Source organism: Candidatus Amarolinea aalborgensis, from assembly GCF_900491745.1.
In the GTDB taxonomy this organism is placed as follows: Bacteria; Chloroflexota; Anaerolineae; order SSC4; family Amarolineaceae; genus Amarolinea; species Amarolinea aalborgensis.
In genome coordinates this window covers 1-18,155 of the sequence record NZ_UETR01000058.1, presented here as the reverse complement: position 1 = coordinate 18,155, position 18,155 = coordinate 1, and the positions used below count along the sequence as shown (strand labels likewise).

The 18,155-nt window shown below is 62.8% G+C and carries 15 protein-coding genes; 11 read left to right on the top strand and 4 right to left on the bottom strand.

Annotation, left to right across the window (positions count from 1 at the left end):
- Window positions 1–187: 187 nt before the first annotated feature.
- Both ACPQ6D_RS22975 and ACPQ6D_RS22970 read left to right on the top strand, forming a co-directional pair.
- Window positions 188–1,450 (top strand): P-loop NTPase fold protein, encoded by a 1,263-nt coding sequence (locus ACPQ6D_RS22975; protein WP_423226692.1) that lies wholly within the window; start codon window positions 188–190, stop codon window positions 1,448–1,450.
- Window positions 1,451–1,516: 66 nt separating this feature from the next.
- On the top strand, window positions 1,517–4,900 hold the full coding sequence (locus tag ACPQ6D_RS22970) for an SUMF1/EgtB/PvdO family nonheme iron enzyme (RefSeq protein ID WP_423226691.1): 3,384 nt from the start codon (window positions 1,517–1,519) through the stop codon (window positions 4,898–4,900).
- 321 nt (window positions 4,901–5,221) lie between these two features.
- Here the strand turns inward: ACPQ6D_RS22970 and ACPQ6D_RS22965 are convergent, their stop codons facing one another.
- From ACPQ6D_RS22965 to ACPQ6D_RS22950, 4 genes are all read right to left on the bottom strand, one after another.
- The gene (locus ACPQ6D_RS22965; RefSeq protein ID WP_423226690.1) at window positions 5,222–5,413 is read right to left on the bottom strand and encodes a hypothetical protein; all 192 of its coding nucleotides are present in this window, start codon (window positions 5,411–5,413) and stop codon (window positions 5,222–5,224) included.
- A gap of 389 nt (window positions 5,414–5,802) precedes the next feature.
- Window positions 5,803–6,645 (bottom strand): DegV family protein, encoded by an 843-nt coding sequence (locus tag ACPQ6D_RS22960; RefSeq protein ID WP_423226689.1) that lies wholly within the window; start codon window positions 6,643–6,645, stop codon window positions 5,803–5,805.
- A gap of 157 nt (window positions 6,646–6,802) precedes the next feature.
- Window positions 6,803–7,258, bottom strand: coding sequence for an NUDIX hydrolase (locus ACPQ6D_RS22955; protein WP_423226688.1), 456 nt, complete (start codon window positions 7,256–7,258; stop codon window positions 6,803–6,805).
- A complete protein-coding gene (locus ACPQ6D_RS22950) occupies window positions 7,251–7,406 on the bottom strand; it encodes a hypothetical protein (RefSeq protein WP_423226687.1) in 156 nt (51 codons plus the stop codon). Before ACPQ6D_RS22950 ends, ACPQ6D_RS22955 begins: the two co-directional genes overlap by 8 nt.
- A 147-nt stretch (window positions 7,407–7,553) precedes the next feature.
- On the opposite strand from ACPQ6D_RS22950, the gene ACPQ6D_RS22945 reads away from it, so the two are divergent.
- The 9 genes from ACPQ6D_RS22945 to ACPQ6D_RS22905 all read left to right on the top strand — a co-directional run.
- Window positions 7,554–7,769, top strand: a complete 216-nt coding sequence (locus ACPQ6D_RS22945; RefSeq protein WP_423226686.1) for an MbtH family protein — start codon at window positions 7,554–7,556, stop codon at window positions 7,767–7,769.
- A 29-nt stretch (window positions 7,770–7,798) separates the two neighbouring features.
- Complete coding sequence (locus ACPQ6D_RS22940; RefSeq protein ID WP_423226685.1) at window positions 7,799–8,692, top strand: carbonic anhydrase; 894 nt, start codon at window positions 7,799–7,801, stop codon at window positions 8,690–8,692.
- Window positions 8,693–8,844: 152 nt separating this feature from the next.
- Window positions 8,845–9,852, top strand: coding sequence for a LacI family DNA-binding transcriptional regulator (locus ACPQ6D_RS22935; RefSeq protein ID WP_423226684.1), 1,008 nt, complete (start codon window positions 8,845–8,847; stop codon window positions 9,850–9,852).
- A 624-nt stretch (window positions 9,853–10,476) separates the two neighbouring features.
- Complete coding sequence (locus ACPQ6D_RS22930) at window positions 10,477–11,931, top strand: ABC transporter substrate-binding protein (RefSeq protein WP_423226683.1); 1,455 nt, start codon at window positions 10,477–10,479, stop codon at window positions 11,929–11,931.
- Between the two features lie 121 nt (window positions 11,932–12,052).
- On the top strand, window positions 12,053–13,162 hold the full coding sequence (locus tag ACPQ6D_RS22925; RefSeq protein WP_423226682.1) for a carbohydrate ABC transporter permease: 1,110 nt from the start codon (window positions 12,053–12,055) through the stop codon (window positions 13,160–13,162).
- Window positions 13,162–14,280, top strand: coding sequence for a carbohydrate ABC transporter permease (locus ACPQ6D_RS22920; RefSeq protein ID WP_423226681.1), 1,119 nt, complete (start codon window positions 13,162–13,164; stop codon window positions 14,278–14,280). Before ACPQ6D_RS22925 ends, ACPQ6D_RS22920 begins: the two co-directional genes overlap by 1 nt.
- A 69-nt stretch (window positions 14,281–14,349) precedes the next feature.
- The gene (gene treS, locus ACPQ6D_RS22915) at window positions 14,350–15,984 is read left to right on the top strand and encodes a maltose alpha-D-glucosyltransferase (protein ID WP_423226680.1); all 1,635 of its coding nucleotides are present in this window, start codon (window positions 14,350–14,352) and stop codon (window positions 15,982–15,984) included.
- 4 nt (window positions 15,985–15,988) lie between these two features.
- Complete coding sequence (locus tag ACPQ6D_RS22910; RefSeq protein ID WP_423226679.1) at window positions 15,989–17,941, top strand: amylosucrase; 1,953 nt, start codon at window positions 15,989–15,991, stop codon at window positions 17,939–17,941.
- 14 nt (window positions 17,942–17,955) lie between these two features.
- A partial coding sequence (locus ACPQ6D_RS22905; RefSeq protein WP_423226678.1) for a PfkB family carbohydrate kinase occupies window positions 17,956–18,155 on the top strand: 200 nt, incomplete at its 3' end.

Sequence of the window (18,155 nt, the reverse complement as noted above, 5' to 3'; positions counted from 1 at the left end):
GGCCTCACCTCATCCCCCGGCCCCTTCTCCTCTCCGCACGGCGGAGAGGAGAAGGGGGGAAGGATGGGCCTCACGTTGCTGCGGTTTGAGCCGCTGAGTGTTTTTGACACAACTTCTTTTGACACAACTTCTAATTTAGATGATGATACAGATAGACACAGAGCGCGCGGAGAGGAGGGATGTTACGATGATTGCGACAAATCTGGGGCAGGTGTTGAACGTGTTTAACCCACAGCAGCCCCTGGAAGGCGCTGCCCTGGAACAATACTATGTCACGCGGCCCAATAGTGAACTGGAGCCGATGCGCATCTACTTGGAACGCCAACGGGAACCGGTCAAGGTTCTGTTCACCGGGCATCGTGGGAGCGGCAAGTCCACCGAGTTGAATAAATTAGCGACGCTGCTGCGCAACAGCTTCTTTGTGGTGCACTTCTCGATCACGCGCGCGTTGAATCTGAGCGATCTCACCTACACCGATCTGCTGTTGGCGATCGCGATGCGTCTCTTTAGCCAGGCGACCACCGGGGAAGCGATTGGCCGCCGTAAGCGCAAGGTGATCGGCGACGTACTGCTCGATGATGTCTACCGCTGGTTTACCCAGGAGATTGTGATTGAGAAAACGTTTGAGCCGAAGGCGGATGCCAGCCTGGTCGCGAATGTCAATCTCCTGTTGCTCAAACTCGAAGGCAAGGTGAGCGCCGAAGCCGTCACGCGTCGCCAGGTGCGCGAGAGAGTCGAGCATCGCCTCTCCGATCTGCTTGACAAGATGAACCAGGTCATCGCCGAAATCACGAAGAACACCGGGCGCCGCGTCCTGATCATTGTCGAAGACATTGACAAGCTCGACTTGGCCCGCGCGCGCGATCTCTTTCTCAACACCGCGTATGCGTTGACCGCGCCGAAAGCCCACATCATTTATTCCTTTCCGGTGGCCTTACGTTACGACAATGACTTCTCGCAAATCCGCACCAGTTTCGCGCATCGCTTCATCCTGCCCAATGTGCGGGTGTACCATCGCGACGGCGCGCCTGACGCCGTCGGGCAGGCGATGTTACAGCAGGTCGTGCTCAGTCGCATGGATGCCGCCTTGATCGAGCCGCCCGCACTGGACCTGGCCGTTACCATGAGCGGAGGACTTCTCGTGACGCTGGTGCAATTGGTTCAGAACGCGGCCCTGCGTGCGCTTAGCGCCGGCCAGGCGACGATTGACCTTGTACATGTGCAAGGCGCAGTCACGGAGATTCGTCACGACTACCAGGCTCTACTGGAGCCGCGCCACTACGTTACGCTGCGTGACTATCATCAGCGCAAGTGGCTGGAAAACGAAGACGCAGTGCGCGAGGTGCTTCACAACCTGAGCCTGCTTGAATACGCCAACGACGAACGCTGGTGCGACGTGCATCCCATTGTGTTGCCGCTGCTCGCCAGCGAGGAAGCCAGCCGGGCGTGACATCACACCCCCATGCCCATCAGACTTCCGAAGTCTACGAGACTTCGGAAGTCTCAGAGGTATCCCATGCTCGATAACCCTGCCCTGGAAGAAACGCTGCAGCGCCTGGTTACGCTGCTCAATGCCAGCGAGCGCGGCGCGTGGACGTTTGCGCTGTACGACAACGAGAGCGGCCGCCAGCGCATGCGCCAGGAATTGGTGCTGCGCCTCTCCGTGCCGCTCATGGACGTGGCGCTCGACGCCGGCCACGCCAATCCCCTGGCTGCCTTGGATGCGCTGCCTGCGGCCGTGCAGCGCCAACGCCTGGTCGTCTCCTACACCGGCCTGGAAGCCGCGATGCCCGCGGTCTTCGGCTACCTGGACTTGCAGCGCGACGCGTTCAGCGACTACCCGCACAGCCTGATCTTTTGGGTGACGGAAGCGGGCTGGCGCCAGGTGATGGCGCAGGCGCCCAACTTCTACTCACGGCGCCGCGGCCTGTTCGACTTTCGCGGCGCGGGGACGCAGGCGCAGGCCCCGGCCGCCAGCGCGGCGGCGCAGATGCAAACCCTGCGCAGCCGCGTGGCCGACCTCAAGGACAAGCTGCTCAAGCTCGAAGCCCTGCGCAGCATCCTGGGCGATGAGATCACTGAGCAGAAGAGCCAGGAGCTGAACGCGGAGCTGCAGCTGCTGATCCAGACCGCGGGCGGCGCGCTCGTGGCCGGGGATGTGAACACCGGCGGCGGCGATTTTGTCGGCCGCGACCAGTGGCGGGTCTACGTCAGCAATTTCTACGCCAACACCCCGGCCGACCAGGTGCCGGTGGATGTGCTGCTGGCCGCGTACCTGCGCAGCCTGGCGGCCGAGTGCAGCCGCCTGCCCCTGGGCATCATTGACACCGAGTTCGTGCGCACCAGCGGCGAGTCGCCCGTGCCCCTACCCGATGTGTACGTGGACTTGGACGTGGTGGCGGTCACGGCGGAGCGCACGCGGGATGAGCGCGACCTGGCCCTACACCTGGCGCGCGGCGAAGGCGGCGACCGCACGCCGCTGCTGGCAACCCTCGCGCTGGCGGCCAATCGCCTGGCGGTGCTGACCGGCGACGCCGGCTCCGGCAAGACCACCTTCGTCAACTACCTGGCCTATCTGCTGGCAACCAACAGCCCGACCTTGCCTGAGGCGCTGGCCGGCGCGCTGCCGGTGCGCCTGCTGCTGCGGGAAGTGGCCGCACGCCAGATTCCGGTCAGCGCCCGGCAGGGCGCGGCGTCCATGATCTGGGACGCAATTCGCGACGACCTGCGCCAGCGCCTGGGCGAGACGGCCGGCGACCGCGCGTTCGGCGCCTGGCAGCAGCGCCTGCTCAAAGAGCCGGGCGTCATCCTGCTCGACGGATTGGACGAGGTGCCGGAGGCGCAGCGCCGGCGCCAGGTGCTGCTGCAGGCGATCCAGGACTTCCTCGCGCCCCTGCCCAAGGTCACGCGTGTCTTGGTCACCGCGCGGCCCTATGCCTATGCCGACCCGCAGTGGCGCCTGCCCCGTTTCAGCACGCTGGCCCTGGCGCCCTTCGACGAAGGGCAGGTGCAGCGCTTCATTGACCGCTGGTACCAGGCGGTCGCACCCAGCCTGAGCTGGGACAGGCAGACCGCGCAGCGCCGCGGCGAGCGCCTGGCGGCCGCACTGCAGGAGCGCCCCTTCCTGGCCGATTTGGCCTCACGGCCCCTGCTGCTGACGCTGATGGCAACGCTGCACAGCAGTTGGGGGCAGCTGCCCGAAGACCGCGCGGATCTGTACGAGGAGACGGTCAAGCTGCTGCTGGCGCGCTGGCAGCGCGGCCGCGAGGTGTTGGGGCCGGATAATGAACCGCTGATCGAGCCGGGCATTGCGCAGGTGCTGGGCGTGGGCGATACCAGCGTGCGCGAGGCGCTGGAGCGGCTGGCCTTCACTGTGCACCAACGCCAACGCAGCGCCGGCCGCCGGACCGATGACAGCGAGCCGGCCGACATCAGCGAGGGCGAAATCCTGGTCGCGTTCAAGCCGCTGCTAGGCACATTGGCCCCGGAAACGGTGCTGCGTTACCTGCAGGAGCGCGCCGGCCTGCTCATTGAGCGCCGCAGCGGGGTTTACGCGTTCGTGCACCGCTCGCTGCAGGAGTACCTGGCCGCGTGTTTCCTCGTGGGCCAGCCGGACGCGGCCGCGCTGCTCGTGCGCCTGCTCAGCGCAGACCCCGCGTGGTGGCGCGAGGTCTTTGTGCTGGGCGCGGGCAAGAAGCAGCGCGGCGGCTACGGCGACGCGGTCAACCTGGTCAACGCGCTGCTGCCTGACGACCCCGAACCCGCGGCCAACGATACGGCCTGGCGCCTGGCTGTGATCGCGGGACAGGCCGCGCACGAACTGCGCCTGCTGGAGAAAGCGGCCGGCCAGCGCGTCTACGAAGCGGTGCTGCGTCGCGTGCGGCGCTGGCTGGCGGCCCTGGTGGAAGGCGGACGCCTGCCCGGCCGTGAACGCGCGGAGGCCGGCGACCTGCTTGGCCAGCTCGGCGATCCGCGCTTCGATCCGGGCCGGCTGCACCTGCCCGCACACACCTGCGGCCAGGCAGAACCGTTCCTGGGCTTCGTTGAAATCCCGGCCGGGCCGTTCGTCATGGGCAGCCAGAAGGGGGACAAGGACATCTGGGACAACGAGTTGGGCAACCCCAAGTCTCTCACCATCCCCTATCGTTACTGGATGGCGCGCTACCCGGTGACGGTCGCCCAGTTCCAGCCCTTTGTGGAGAGGGATGGTTATACCAATGACCATTGGTGGACCAAGACCGGCTGGGCCTGGCGGCAGGGTGTGTGGGACAGCCAGGTGAAGGATGACGATCTCCGCAAGATGCTCAAGCAACGTACCCCAGACCAGCGCGGGGCGCCGATGAGGTGGAGCGACCAGGTGCGCACGCCCAACCGCCCGCTGATTGGCATCAGTTGGTTCGAGGCCATGGCCTACGCCGCCTGGCTCGATGCGCAGTGGCGGGCGCGGGCGACCGCGGGTCAATGGCCGGCGCTGCCGGACGAGTTCGCGGTGCGCCTGCCCAGCGAGGCCGAATGGGAGAAGGCCGCGCGCAGCGGCGATGCGCGGGTCTACCCGTGGGGCAACGAGGCGCCAGGCGAGGAGCGGGCCAACATTGATGTCAAGGTTGGCCGGGCCTCGGCGGTTGGGATGTACCCGGCCGGCGCGACCTCGACAGGCCTGCTCGATATGAGCGGCAACGTCTGGGAGTGGACGCGCACGCGTTACCGGCCCTATCCCTATCAGCCGGATGATGGCCGCAACGACCCAGAAGCCGAGGGTGAGCCCGTGGTGCGGGGCGGTTCTTGGGACACTTATCCGAGGAACGCTCGTTGTTCCGGGCGCCTTAGGGACGTGCCCGACGGCTTCTTCGGTAATCTCGGCGTTCGGGTAGTTGTGTCCCTGGCGGCTTCTGTCTTCTGATTTCTGGGTGCTGCAATTCTGGGTGCTGAATCCTGGCCCAAGCAGAAGTCACATCGGCTGCGGGACGGCGCAAGGGGATTTCACGTGCCCCCCTCGCAGGGCTGCCACGAGATGACGGTCTCAGAGGCACGCGGGGCTGTCGCACGTCAACGCGGTGATGTCCCGTGACCCTGCGAGGGTTGGGCGACCGAAAAGCCGTTCAACCTTGCGCAGGCCCGCCGGGTAAGGGGCTTGTGTGGTCGAGGCCGGTTTCGGCTTGCCCGGCGCTGTGTGCAGCAGCCAGCCTGCGCAAGGGGATTTCACGTTCCCCTCGCAGAGTGGTTACTCGGTCGTTGGCGCGGGGGGCAGGCGGTGACGCAGGAGGTCTTTGAGGAACGCGTCCATCGTTTTGAGTTCGTTCCGCAGGTCGTAGTTCTCGGTGTCGGAAATCTCCATGCGCAGGTCGTCCAGGTAGGCCTGGAGGACGGCGCGCAACAGGTTGGCTTCTTCGGCCGTCAGTTCCAGGTGAATCATGGGTCACTCCTTGGCCCGCAGCAAGCCGGGCCGTTGTCCATAGCGCCGCTGGGAAGGCTGTCACGTTGATTATACGCCGCGGCCGGGCAATTGACAAGAGGCTGCGCAAAGACGGGTGCATTTCAAACTGGGGGCCTATACGCTCGCTGAGCTTGTTGAAGAAGGCTCAAGGGAGGTTGCCTCCCAGGACTGAAATGAGGGAGACCTTGACTTGAGACCGGCGGCGACCCCAGCGCTCGTCGTCCCGTAGGGACGCCTTGACTTGAGGAGTTCAACCGTCCCTACGGGACGGACGCGGATGGCGCGATCATGGATGGTTAAGGTCAGGTGCCACTACGGGACATGCCCCCCCATCTCACGAGAATACACGAGACTGCGTAAGTCTGAGCTTACTCGTCCACGTAATAGACAATGCCCACGGTGCCTGGCCCCACATGGGTGCCGACCACGGGGCTAAGCTCGCTGAAGTGCATCTCCACGATGTTGAACTGATCGGCAATCTGGTCGTACAGCCAGAGCGCGTCACGCATGGCGGCCGCGTGCGCCACGGCCACGTGCAGTGGCTGCTCGCCGACTGCCTCTTGCAACTGCCCCACCAGCGCGTCCAGCGCAGCGCGATGACCGCGCGCGGTGCCGGTAATGGTGGTGCGCCCATCCTCCACGCCCAGGACTGGCTTGAGCGTCAACGCGGCGCCTATCCAGCGTTCGGCCATGCCGATGCGGCCGCCCATCTGCAGATAGCGCAGGTTGTCCACGATCATACGCACATGCAGCAAGGGCACCACGCGGCGGGCGATCTGTGTGGCTTCTTCCAGCGTGGCCCCAGCCTCGCGCGCGCGCGCCGCCGCCAACACGACGAACCCCGTGCCCATGGAAACCGAACGCGAGTCAATCACTTCGACCGGGATGTCCACGGCGGCCGCGGCCTCGCGCGCCACGTTCACGGTGCGGCTGTAATCGCCCGATAAGTGGACAGATAGGATGCCGTCATGGGTTTGCGCCAGCCTCTGGTAGGTCTCGATGAACGCCTCGACCGTGGGCGGCGAGGTGACCGGCAGTTTGGAGAGGTGGGACAGATGGCCGTAAAACTGCTCAGGTGTGATATCAAGACCGTCGCGGTAGGTGGCGCCGTCGAAGGTCACCGACAAGGGTACGATGGTAATCTGATGATGGCGCAGTAGGTCGCGCGGAATATAGGCAGTGCTGTCTTTGACAATGGCAAACGATGGCATTGTGGCTTGCAAATCCTCAACCAGTGGCGCCCTGCACACGCACGGATTGCGCAGACAAGATCAAAGGGCTGATGCTCCCCACCGGACGGCCTGAATCGTCATGACTGTCATGACCACCCACATTATACCATGACCAGAGGATTGTAGAAAACGCGGGTCAGGAATAGATCGGCTCAGCCGCGGCGAGGACGCGCGGCAGGAGTCTGTGCAGGTCATCCATCAGGTCAGGCAAGCTGCCGTCCAAGACGGCGCGGCGGGGATACCAGGCCAGCGTGCCTTCGGGGGAGGGCGTCAGCGCGCCGCCGGTCGCCTCGGCGGTGAAGACGAAGATCATGACGCCGGTGCGGTCGTCGCCCGTGCCCTGGGCCGGGCTGGGCGGCAGGTTGAGCACGCCGTGCAACTGCACGTTGCTGACGGTCAGCCCCGTCTCTTCGACGATTTCGCGCACGGCGGCGTCATAAACGGTTTCGCCAGCCTCCACGTGCCCGCCCACGCCGTTGAGGCGGTTGGGCCACAGGCGCTTGGTGGGCGCGCCGCGCAGCAAAAGGACATCATCGCCCTTGAGGATGAAGCAGAGGGTGCGCGGCACCACGGTGTAATGACGATCAGACATGAGTTTCCCCCTCGGTTGCAAGAATCAAGGCGACGAGGCGCTGTTGCAGGTCGGTCAGGCGCACGTCGGCCCGGATCGAGAAGATCGCATCGGCCGCGGCTGCCCGATAGATGGGAGCGTCGCCGTTTTCACATGGCAACGGTAACACGCGTTGTCGGTTCTGTCAAAGCAGCGGTTCATGCAAACATTGTAATTCAAACTACCGATTGATGTTGATTCCATCATCACTATGATCGAATCGGGGAATCAGACCCCGCCAATCCACATGTTTGCCGTGAACAGGAGGCGCGAGAGAATGAGCGAGGATACGACGATCTATGCGGTGGTGGTGAACTACGAGGAGCAGTATTCAATCTGGCCGGCTGAGCGTGAGAGACCGGCCGGCTGGCGCGACGCCGGCAAAACAGGCAGCAAAGAGGAGTGCCTGGCCTACATCCAGGAAGTGTGGACCGATATGCGTCCCCTCAGCCTGCGCAAGAGAATGGAAGAAGCGGCCGCAGCCAACCATTGATCCGCCCGCTGGTTGAAATAGAGTGCAAAATGATCCACGTGCAACGCTCGTCTCGTTTTGTGCGTGCTTTGATCGCGGCGCTGGCCCTTGCGTTGGTCGTGGCCGGGGGCGCCATCGCCGCCGAAGGCGTCCATTGGTCCTACAGCGGCGAAAGCGGCCCCGAACACTGGGGCGACCTCAGCCCTGACTTTGCAACCTGCGCCAAAGGCGCGGAGCAATCTCCAGTGGATATTCCGGCCGACGCGGCGCTGAACGCGGCCGACATCAGTTTCAATTATCAGCCCAGCGCGCTCACAATCGTCAACAACGGCCACACGATTCAGGTGAACTATGACAAGGGCAGCTCGATCACCTTGAACGGTGTGCGCTACGACTTGGTGCAGTTCCATTTTCATGCGCACAGCGAACACGCGCTGGCCGGTCAGTTCGCGCCGTTAGAGCTGCACCTGGTCCACAAGAACGCGAAAGGCGGGCTGGCGGTGGTTGGCGTGCTGCTGAAGGCAGGCGCTGAAAATCCGGCCTTTGCCTCTGTGCTGGATAACCTGCCAGCCGCCGCCGGCGAACCGCAGGCGGTCAGCGGGGCGTCGGTGGATGCCAATCAACTGGCGCCCGCCACGCGCACCTACTGGCGCTACAACGGCTCGTTGACGACCCCGCCGTGCACAGAAGGCGTGCAATGGCTGGTCATGAACACGCCCGTGGAGCTGTCGGACGCGCAAATTGCCAAGTACACGGCCATCTACAACGCGAACGCGCGGCCGCTGCAGCCATTCAACAGCCGCACCTTCCTGTTGACCCTTACCCTGCCTGTCACCGGCGATGTGAGCATCTCATTCGACGCCGCCCTGTTGTTGACAGGCGCGCTGTTGATGCTTGCCGGGCTGGCGCTCCTCCTCCTCCGCCGCAAGCTGACGGTCGGTTGATCAGAAGAAACCCGGTTTCCGAGAGAAGCCGGGTTTTTTGTGAGCCTGAAAATCCCTCAAATGACTTGACAAGATGCGACTTTGCTGCTATACTGAAAGTGCTTTCATGTAAGGACAATCAGTAGTCGTCTCACAAAGAGGTGGTGGCTATCATGCCCAGTGTGACCATCTACGATGTCGCCCAAATGGCAGGCGTCAGCATTGCGTCCGTTTCGCGCGTGCTCAACTCGCCCGAGCAGGTCAACCCGGCCACGCGCGCGCGGGTGATCACGGCCATTGATACGTTGGGTTTTGTGCCCAAGGCTGAAGCGGCCGCACGCGCTCGCCGCAGCACGCAGCGCATTGGCGTGCTGGCCCCTTTCTTTACGTACCCCTCTTTTGTGCAACGCCTGCGTGGGGTTGCCACCACCCTATCCACCGTCGCCAATGAATTGGTCATCTACAATGTGGACTCATCCGTTCATCGCGATGCCTACCTTGCCAGCCTCCCGTTGACCCGTCGCCTGGATGGCATCATTGTCATGGCTTTGCCCTTTGCCGAGGCTGTGGCAGAGCGCTTGATGCAGCGCTTGGCCTTCAACGAGATGGACGTTGTCTTGATCGAGTCATCTCACCCCATGTTTAGCAGCATTACGATTGATGATGTGGCCGGCGGACGACTTGTGGCGGACTATTTCTTGGCGTTGGGGCGTCGTCGCCTGGGCTTTGTGGGCGATTCCGATCTACCCGATTACGCCATTCACACCAGCGATCGCCGCCTGACCGGCTTTCGTCAGGCGCTGCTGGAGGCAGGCCTGGAACTGCCGGCGGCGCATGTGGCGTTGGCGCCCCATGGCCTGGATGCAGCCTATCGCCAGGCGCTGCGCCTCTTTGCTTTACCCGCGCCGCCTGATGCCATCTTTGCGGCCAGCGACACGCAGGCCTTGGGCGTTCTCAAGGCGGCGCGTGAGCGTGGTTTACAGGTTCCCCATGATGTGGCAATTGTCGGTTTTGACGACCTCGACATGGCCGACTACATCGGCCTGACCACCGTGCGCCAGCCCCTGGAAGAGTCAGGCCGCATCGCCGTCGAGCTGCTGCTGGCGCGGCTCGAGAATCCCACGCGCCCCATTCAGAATATCACCTTGCCGCTTACGCTGGTGAAGCGCGAGACGGCTTGAGCGATAGGTAAAGGAGGAATCGGCCAGGCTTCCTAATTTCATGCTTGCTTGACGATGGCGACGGACGCGGTCTGCCCGACCTGGCGCCCGCCGACCGGCAGGATTCAGTCGCAAAGAACAAAGGAACCCAGGTAGCTGCTCAGGCATCCTGCGCCGACTGCAGCCGCCGAATGAATTCGGGCCGCAAGGGCGTTCCGCCACAAGGTCGGCCTGCGCCGACCGGATCGCGTCCACGCAGGTGGACGCCGGGCGGTACGCCCACGAGGTGCGATTTCAATCGCTCAGGCATCTGCGCTGACTGCAGCCGCCGAATGAATTCGGGCCGCAAGGACGTTCCGCCACAAGGTCGGCCTGCGCCGGCCGGCATCGCGTCCACGCAGGTGGACGCCGGGCGGTACGCCCACGAGGTGCGATTTCTCAGGCATCTGCGCTGACTGCAGCCGCCGAATGAATTCGGGCCGCAAGGGCGTTCCGCCGCCAGGTCGGCCTGCGCCGACCGGCATCGCGTCCACGCAGGTGGACGCCGGGCGGTACGCCCACGAGGTGCGATTTCAATCGCTTTTCTGCGTTCTCTGCGCTGAAGTGATGATACGATTTTTCAGATCACGACAAGGAGAGAGAAACATGCGACGTTGGAATTTGCTCACGCTGTTGGTGATTGTGGCGATGCTGCTGGGCGCTTGTGGCCAGGCCGCCGCGCCGACTGTGGCTCCCGCGGCCACCAAGGCCCCAGAGGCGACGAAGGCTCCGGAAGCCACGATGGCCCCGGAAGCCACCAAGGCCCCAGACACGACCGGTATGTCGGTCGGCGGCAGTGAAGCGGCTGCCCGCGCCAAGGGCCTGACTGAGTTGGCGGATGCGTACGCCGGCAAGTACAAGGGCACCAAGGTGACCATGACCGGCCCCTTCACCGATGAAGACGCCGTGAAGTTCAACAACTCGATGAAGGAATTCACCGACAAGACGGGCATCACCATCGAATACTCTGGCTCCAAGGAGTTCGAGGCCTCCATCACGGTGCGCGTGCAGGCAGGTGATGCGCCGGACGTGGTTGACTTCCCGCAGCCCGGCCTGATGACGACCTTCGCCCGGCAGGGCAAGATTGTCCCGATCACCAAGGTGATCCCGGAAGCGTGGCTGAAGGAGAACTACCTGCAGTCCTGGCTCGACATGGCAACCGTTCCGGGCGCTGATGGCAAACCAGACCAGTACGGCATCTGGCAGCGTTTCAACGGCAAGTCGCTGGTCTGGTACCCGAAGAAGGCGTTCGAAGCCGCGGGCTACAAGATTCCGACCACCTGGGCCGAGCTGGAAGCCTTGCAGAATCAGATCGTGAGCGATGGCGACACGCCGTGGTGCGTCGGCATCCAATCCGGCGCCGCCACCGGTTGGCCGGCCACCGACTGGACCGAGGAGATGATGCTGCGCACCACCTCCCTGGAGAACTACGACAAGTGGGTCAAGGGCGAGCTCAAGTTCAGCTCTCCCGAAGTCAAGAAGGCCATCGAAACCTTCGCCACGATCTGGAACGACGACAAGATGGTCTACGGCGGCAAGGCCAAGATCGTGACCACCTTCTTCGGCGACGCCCCGGCCCCGATGTTCGAGAACCCGCCCAAGTGCTGGCTGCACAAGCAGGGCAACTTCATCACCTCCTTCTTCCCCAAGGAAGCGGTGGCTGGCGTTGACTACGGCGTTTTCTACTTCCCGCCCGTAGACCCGGCGTATGGCAAGCCGTTCCTGGTCGGCGGCGACATCTTCGGTTTGTTCCACGACCGGCCCGAAGTGCGCGCCGTCATGCAGTTATTCTCGACTGCTGAAGGCGTCAAGGGCTGGATGGCCTCAGGCGGCGCCTTGTCGCCGCACAAGGATGCCCAGCTCGCATGGTACGGCGACGTTGTCACCCGTGACGTCGCTAAGCTGGCGGCCGATGCCACCTCCGTCCGCTTCGACGCGTCCGACCTGATGCCCGGCGCGGTTGGCTCCGGCTCCGAGTGGAAGGGCTTCACGGACTACTTCTCTGGCGCCAAGGACCTGGACACGGTTCTGAAGGAAATTGACGCCTCCTGGCCTAAGTAAGTCGTCATTAGTTTCGGGCGCAGGGCTTTTGCTCCGGTCCTGCGCCCTAAAGACTCAGACCACGGCAGGAAGGCGGCCGCCATGACCGCCCTCCTGTCGTTCACGCCAAGGAGAGTGACCTATGCAGCAAATGTCAGAGCGAGCGCAGCCCAAGAGCTCTCTGGAACAAATCCTCACATTCGTTGTGCGGGTGTTGATTTCACTCTTCGTGCCGGTGCTCACCTTCCTGGTCCTCTACGCAGGGTTTCAGTTCTTGCGCGCCAGCAATGCGCCCAAAGGGATCATCGCCATTGTTGCCATTGTCTGGGGCGTGGGCGGCGTCGCCCTGCTCTACCTGGTTGCCAACTGGTTCGTGGAACGGTTGGGCGGCCTCTGGCGCGACCGTATTCTACCATTCGTCTTCATCGGCCCCGCCGTCGCCATCCTGATCTGGTACCTGGCTCTGCCCAGTGTCCGTACACTCTGGATCAGCTTGTTCGACCGCGATGGCAAAGCCTTTGTGGGGCTGAGCAACTACTTGGCGGTGTTCACCAACCGCGACATGTTCACCGCCTTTCGCAACAACCTGATGTGGATCGTCATCGGCTCGACCTTCTGCGTGGTGTTTGGCCTCTTGATTGCGGTCTTGGCCGACCGCAGCCGCTTCGAGAGCTTCGCCAAGTCGCTGATCTTCCTGCCCATGGCGATCTCGATGGTGGGCGCGGGCGTCATTTTCAACATGCTGTACAACGTCAGCCCCAACATCGGTCTCCTCAATGCCGTATGGACGGGACTGGGCGGCAAAGCGATTGCCTGGACAGCCGAGTCGTCCATTCAACCCTGGAACAATCTCTTCCTGATCTTGATTGTCATCTGGCTGCAGACCGGCTACGCCATGGTGCTCTTCTCGGCCGCCATCAAAGGGATTCCCGCGGAAATCATGGAAGCGGCGCGTGTGGACGGCGCAACTGAAATCCAGGTCTTCTTCAGGGTCATGATCCCCTACATCTCCGCCACGATTATCTCGGTCACCACCACGATTGTCATCTTCACGCTCAAGATCTTTGATGTCGTGCAGGTGATGACCGGCGGCCAGTTTGGCACGCAGGTGATTGCAACGCAGTTCTATCGCGAATACTTCACCGCGCAAAATTCGGGCTACGGCTCGGCCATTGCCATTGTCTTGCTCATCGCCGTCATCCCGGTGATGATCTATAACTTGCGCCAGTTTAATCAGCAGGAGGTGTTCTGATGGCGGCCAAGACCACGAGCGCCAGGCGCCAACAACTGACCCAGGACATCCTGGTCAACGGCGGCTTGGTTCTGTTGATCCTGCTGTGGACCATTCCCACCATCGGGTTGTTGGTTTCTTCCTTCCGCACACGCGCTGACATCCAAAGCTCCGGCTGGTGGAACGTCTTCCCGCACCGGGAATGGGTGCAGACCGAGACGTTTGCTGTTCCCACCGACGTGGATCCGAACGCGCCGACGATGACGATCCGTGGGGTGACAGGCACGTTCGATCAATTCCGCGCCGGCATCGTCGCCCCAGACGGCAAGACGCAGCTGATCTGGATCGGCAACAAACGCCTGGGCACGATCCAGGTGCAGGAGCGGCGCTGGGCGTCCGGCCTCAAGTTCACCCTCGATAACTATGGCCAGGTGCTGGCTGGCAAGCAATTTCAGATCAAACAAGCGGATGGCACCGTCACCACGGAGCAGGGCGATAACTTCGTCGGCGCGTTTCTCAACAGCCTGATCGTTACGATTCCAGCCACGGTCATCCCCATCCTCATCGCGGCGTTTGCGGCCTATGGCTTCGCCTGGATGAGCTTCCCCGGTCGTAAGGCGTTCTTCGTCATGGTGGTGGCCTTGCTGGTCGTGCCCTTGCAGATCGCCCTGGTGCCAATCCTGAGCGACTATGTGAAGCTGCAGCTCAACGGCACGTTCCTCGGCGTCTGGCTGGCCCATACAGGGTTTGGCTTGCCCCTGGCAACCTACCTGCTCTACAACTACATCAGCACCCTGCCGCGCGACATCCTGGAATCAGCCTTTATTGATGGCGCCTCGCATTTCACCATCTTCTTACGGCTGATCCTGCCCCTCTCAGTGCCTGCGTTGGCTTCTTTTTCCATCTTCCAGTTCCTGTGGGTTTGGAACGATTACCTGATCGCCCTCATCTTCATCGGCGCCAAGGCCGATGTGCAAGTCCTGACCATGCGTATTGCCGAGATGGTCGGCTCACGCGGCAACGACTGGCATCTGCTCACGGCCGGAGCTTTCGTCTCCATGATCCTGCCGTTGGTCGTTTTCTTCAGCCTGCAGCGCTTCTTCGTGCGCGGCCTCTTGGCCGGCTCGGTGAAGGGCTAAGCGAACGGAAGTTGCCAGCTTGCCTGGCAGGCTGGCAACTTCTTGTCATCCTCACGCAAAGAAGGTTCCATGCAGAACGATTGGTACAAGGATGCTGTCTTCTATGAAGTGTTCGTGCGCGCCTTTGCCGATGGCAATGGCGATGGCATTGGCGACCTGGCTGGCTTGACCGCCCGGCTCGACTATCTACAAGCCCTGGGCGTGGATGCTCTCTGGATGCTGCCGATCTTTCCTTCGCCCTTGCGCGATGATGGCTATGATGTGGCTGACTACAGCGCCATCCATCCCGATTACGGCACGATGGACGATTTTCGGCGCCTGGTGGCTGAGGCGCATCGCCGCGGCCTGCGCGTGGTGGTGGAACTGGTTCCCAACCACACCTCCGATCAGCACGCGTGGTTTCAGGCTTCACACGATCCTTCACATCCTGACCACGCCGCCTACCGTGATTGGTACGTTTGGAGCGACACCGACGACCGTTACCGCTCGACGCGCATCATCTTTCTCGATACCGAGCCGTCCAACTGGACATTCGATCCTTTGCGTGGCCAGTATTTCTGGCACCGCTTCTTTCATCACCAGCCTGATTTGAACTACGACAACCCGGCCGTGCAGCGCGCGATGCTGCGTGCGGTCCAGTTTTGGCTTGACCTGGGTGTGGATGCCTTCCGCGTCGATGCCACACCCTATCTCTTCGAGCGTGAAGGCACCAGCAGCGAGAATCTGCCGGAAACGCACGCCTTTCTCAAGCGCCTGCGCCAATTTGTGGACGCGTACGCCCCAGGCACCATGCTGCTCTCCGAGGCCAACCAGTGGCCGGAAGATGTGCGCCCCTACTTCGGCGACGGCGATGAGTTTCATATGAACTTCCATTTCCCGGTCATGCCGCGCATCTTCATGGCGTTGGCGCGCGGCGAGCGCACGCCGATCCAGCAAATCCTGGCTCGCACCCCGCCCTTACCCGACATTTGCCAGTGGGCCACGTTCCTGCGCTGCCATGATGAACTGACGCTGGAAATGGTCACGCCCGCGGAGCGCGAGTTCATGTGGAACTTCTATGCGCCGGAGCCGCGCATGCGCCTGAACCTCGGCATTCGACGCCGGCTGGCGCCTCTACTTGGCAACGAGCGTCGCCGCATCGAAGTGGCAAATTCACTCCTTTTGACGCTGCCCGGCTCGCCCGTCATCTACTACGGCGACGAGATCGGCATGGGCGATAACATCTGGCTGGAGGATCGAGACGGCGTGCGTACGCCCATGCAGTGGTCTGACGCGGTCAACGCTGGTTTTTCCAGCGCCTCGCCTGACCGCTTGCAGGACCCGGTGATTGATGAGGTGCAGGGGGATCGAACCTACAGCTATCGCCGCGTCAACGTGGCCGCGCAGGAGGCCAACCCTGGTTCCCTGCTGCACACCATGCGCCGGCTGATTGCCGTGCGCAAGCGCCACCCCGCCTTTGGCCGCGGCGATCTCACCTGGTTGGAGTGCGGGACGCCGGCCGTGGCTGCCTACACCCGCGCGACCGTGGACGAACGCTTGTTCATCGTGCAAAACCTGTCGGCGGTTCCCCAGGCCGTGACCATCGAGATGAGAACAGTGGCGTCGAGCCTGCGGGACATGCTAAGTGGACGCCGCGTGACGATGGGCGAGGACGGCAGCTTGACGTTGAACTTAGCCCCTTATGAGTACCTCTGGTTAGGTTAAATCCATGAGCGAAACACCCTGGTTACAGCAGCAGACCCAATTGACCCTGGAACGACTGCGCCCGCGCGTGCAGGCGCGTTTGGCCGCCCAGGCCGCGGCCGATCCTGACGGTTGGCAGGACTTTAGCCGCCGTTTGGATGCCAACTTCCCCCACTTATTCGAGACCTATCATGGCCTCTACGCGGCGCGCTACGATTTCTTCTATCACCTGGAGGAACTGCTGGTCGCCGTGGCCCTGAGCTGGTTTGACCGCCCGGCGGCTCTGCGCAGCCTGGACGCGGCGCGCGAGGCCGATCCACACTGGTTCAAATCCGAGCGCATGTTGGGCGGCGTTTGCTACGTGGACCTCTTTGCCGGCAACCTGGAAGGTGTACGCGCCCAGATCCCTTACTTCAAGGAACTGGGCCTGACCTATCTGCACCTGATGCCGCTCTTCGCCAGCCCGGCCGGCAACAACGACGGCGGTTACGCGGTCAGCAGCTACCGCGACGTCAATCCCAGCCTGGGCACGATGCCGCAGCTCTCGGCCCTGGCAGACGAGCTGCGCGCCAACGGCATCAGCCTGGTGCTCGATTTTGTCTTCAACCACACCTCGGATGAGCACGAATGGGCGCGGCGCGCGCAGGCCGGCGATCCTGATTATGAAGAGTTCTACTACGTGTTCCCCGATCGCACCATGCCCGACGCTTACGACAAGAACCTGCGCGAGATTTTCCCCGATGTGCGCCCTGGCAGTTTCACCTATCGGCCTGACATGAAGCGCTGGGTGTGGACCACGTTCAACAGCTTCCAGTGGGACTTGAACTACAGCAACCCGTCAGTTTTCCGCGCGATGGCGGGCGAAATGCTCTTCCTCGCCAATGCAGGCATCGAAGTGCTGCGTTTGGACGCGGTGGCGTTTGTCTGGAAGCAGTTGGGCACGAGCTGTGAAAACCTGCCCCAGGCCCATCTGCTCATTCAAGCCTACAACGCCCTGGCGCGCATGGCTGCGCCCGCGCTGCTCTTCAAATCCGAGGCCATCGTCCATCCTGATGACGTGGTGAAATACATCGGGCCGGGCGAATGTCAGTTGTCGTACAACCCGCTGCTGATGGCGCTGCTGTGGGAGGCGCTGGCGACGCGCGAGGTCAAGCTGCTGCAAGGCTCGTTGCGCGACCGTTTTCGCATCAACCCGGCCTGCGCCTGGGTCAACTACATCCGCTGTCATGATGACATCGGTTGGACGTTCGATGACGGCGACGCGGCGCGGGTCAACATTCACGGCTTCGATCACCGCCGCTTTCTCAATGCCTTCTACACCGGCCGCTTCACCGGCAGTTTTGCAGCTGGCCTGCCTTTCCAGGAAAACCCCAAGACCGGCGATTGCCGCATCTCTGGCACCGCCGCGTCCCTGGCCGGCCTGGAAAAAGCCCTGTTCGACAACGATCCGCCCCAGATCGAGCTGGCGCTGCGGCGCATTCTGCTACTGCACAGCCTCATCCTTTCGATGGGGGGCGTCCCGCTCCTCTACCTGGGCGACGAGATCGGCATGTTGAACGACTATGGTTACGTACGTGACCCGGCCAAAGCGGGCGACAGCCGCTGGGTGCACCGGCCGTTCGCCAACCAGGCTCAGATGGAAAGTCGCCATGATCCGACGACGCTGGCCGGGCGACTTTTCACCCGCCTGCTGCATCTGATCGCGCTGCGGCGCACCTCCCCAGCCCTGGGCGCGGGTGAGACGACGATCTTCGATACGGGCAATGGCCATGTGCTCGGTTACGTGCGCCAACAGGGCGGGCAGCGCTTGCTTCTGTTGGCCAATTTCAGCGAGGGCAAACAAACCGTGGCCAACAGCGTCGTGCGCATCCAGGGACTGGCCTATCGTTTTCACGATCTGGTGGCCGACGAGCAGATCACCCTCAGCGGCGATCTGGAACTGGGGCCGTACCGATTCGTGTGGCTGGCGGCAGAATGAGGGAAATACATCCGATGTTCGATCTGATTTCTTGCGGTGAGTTGTTGATTGATTTTGTGCCGACCGTGTCTGGCGTCACACTGGCCGAAGCGCCGGCGTTCAAGAAGGCGCCGGGCGGCGCGCCGGGCAATGTGGCCGTCGGCGCGGCGCGGCTCGGCCAGCGCGTCGGCTTCATGGGCCAGGTGGGCGATGATGAGTTTGGTCGCCTCCTGGC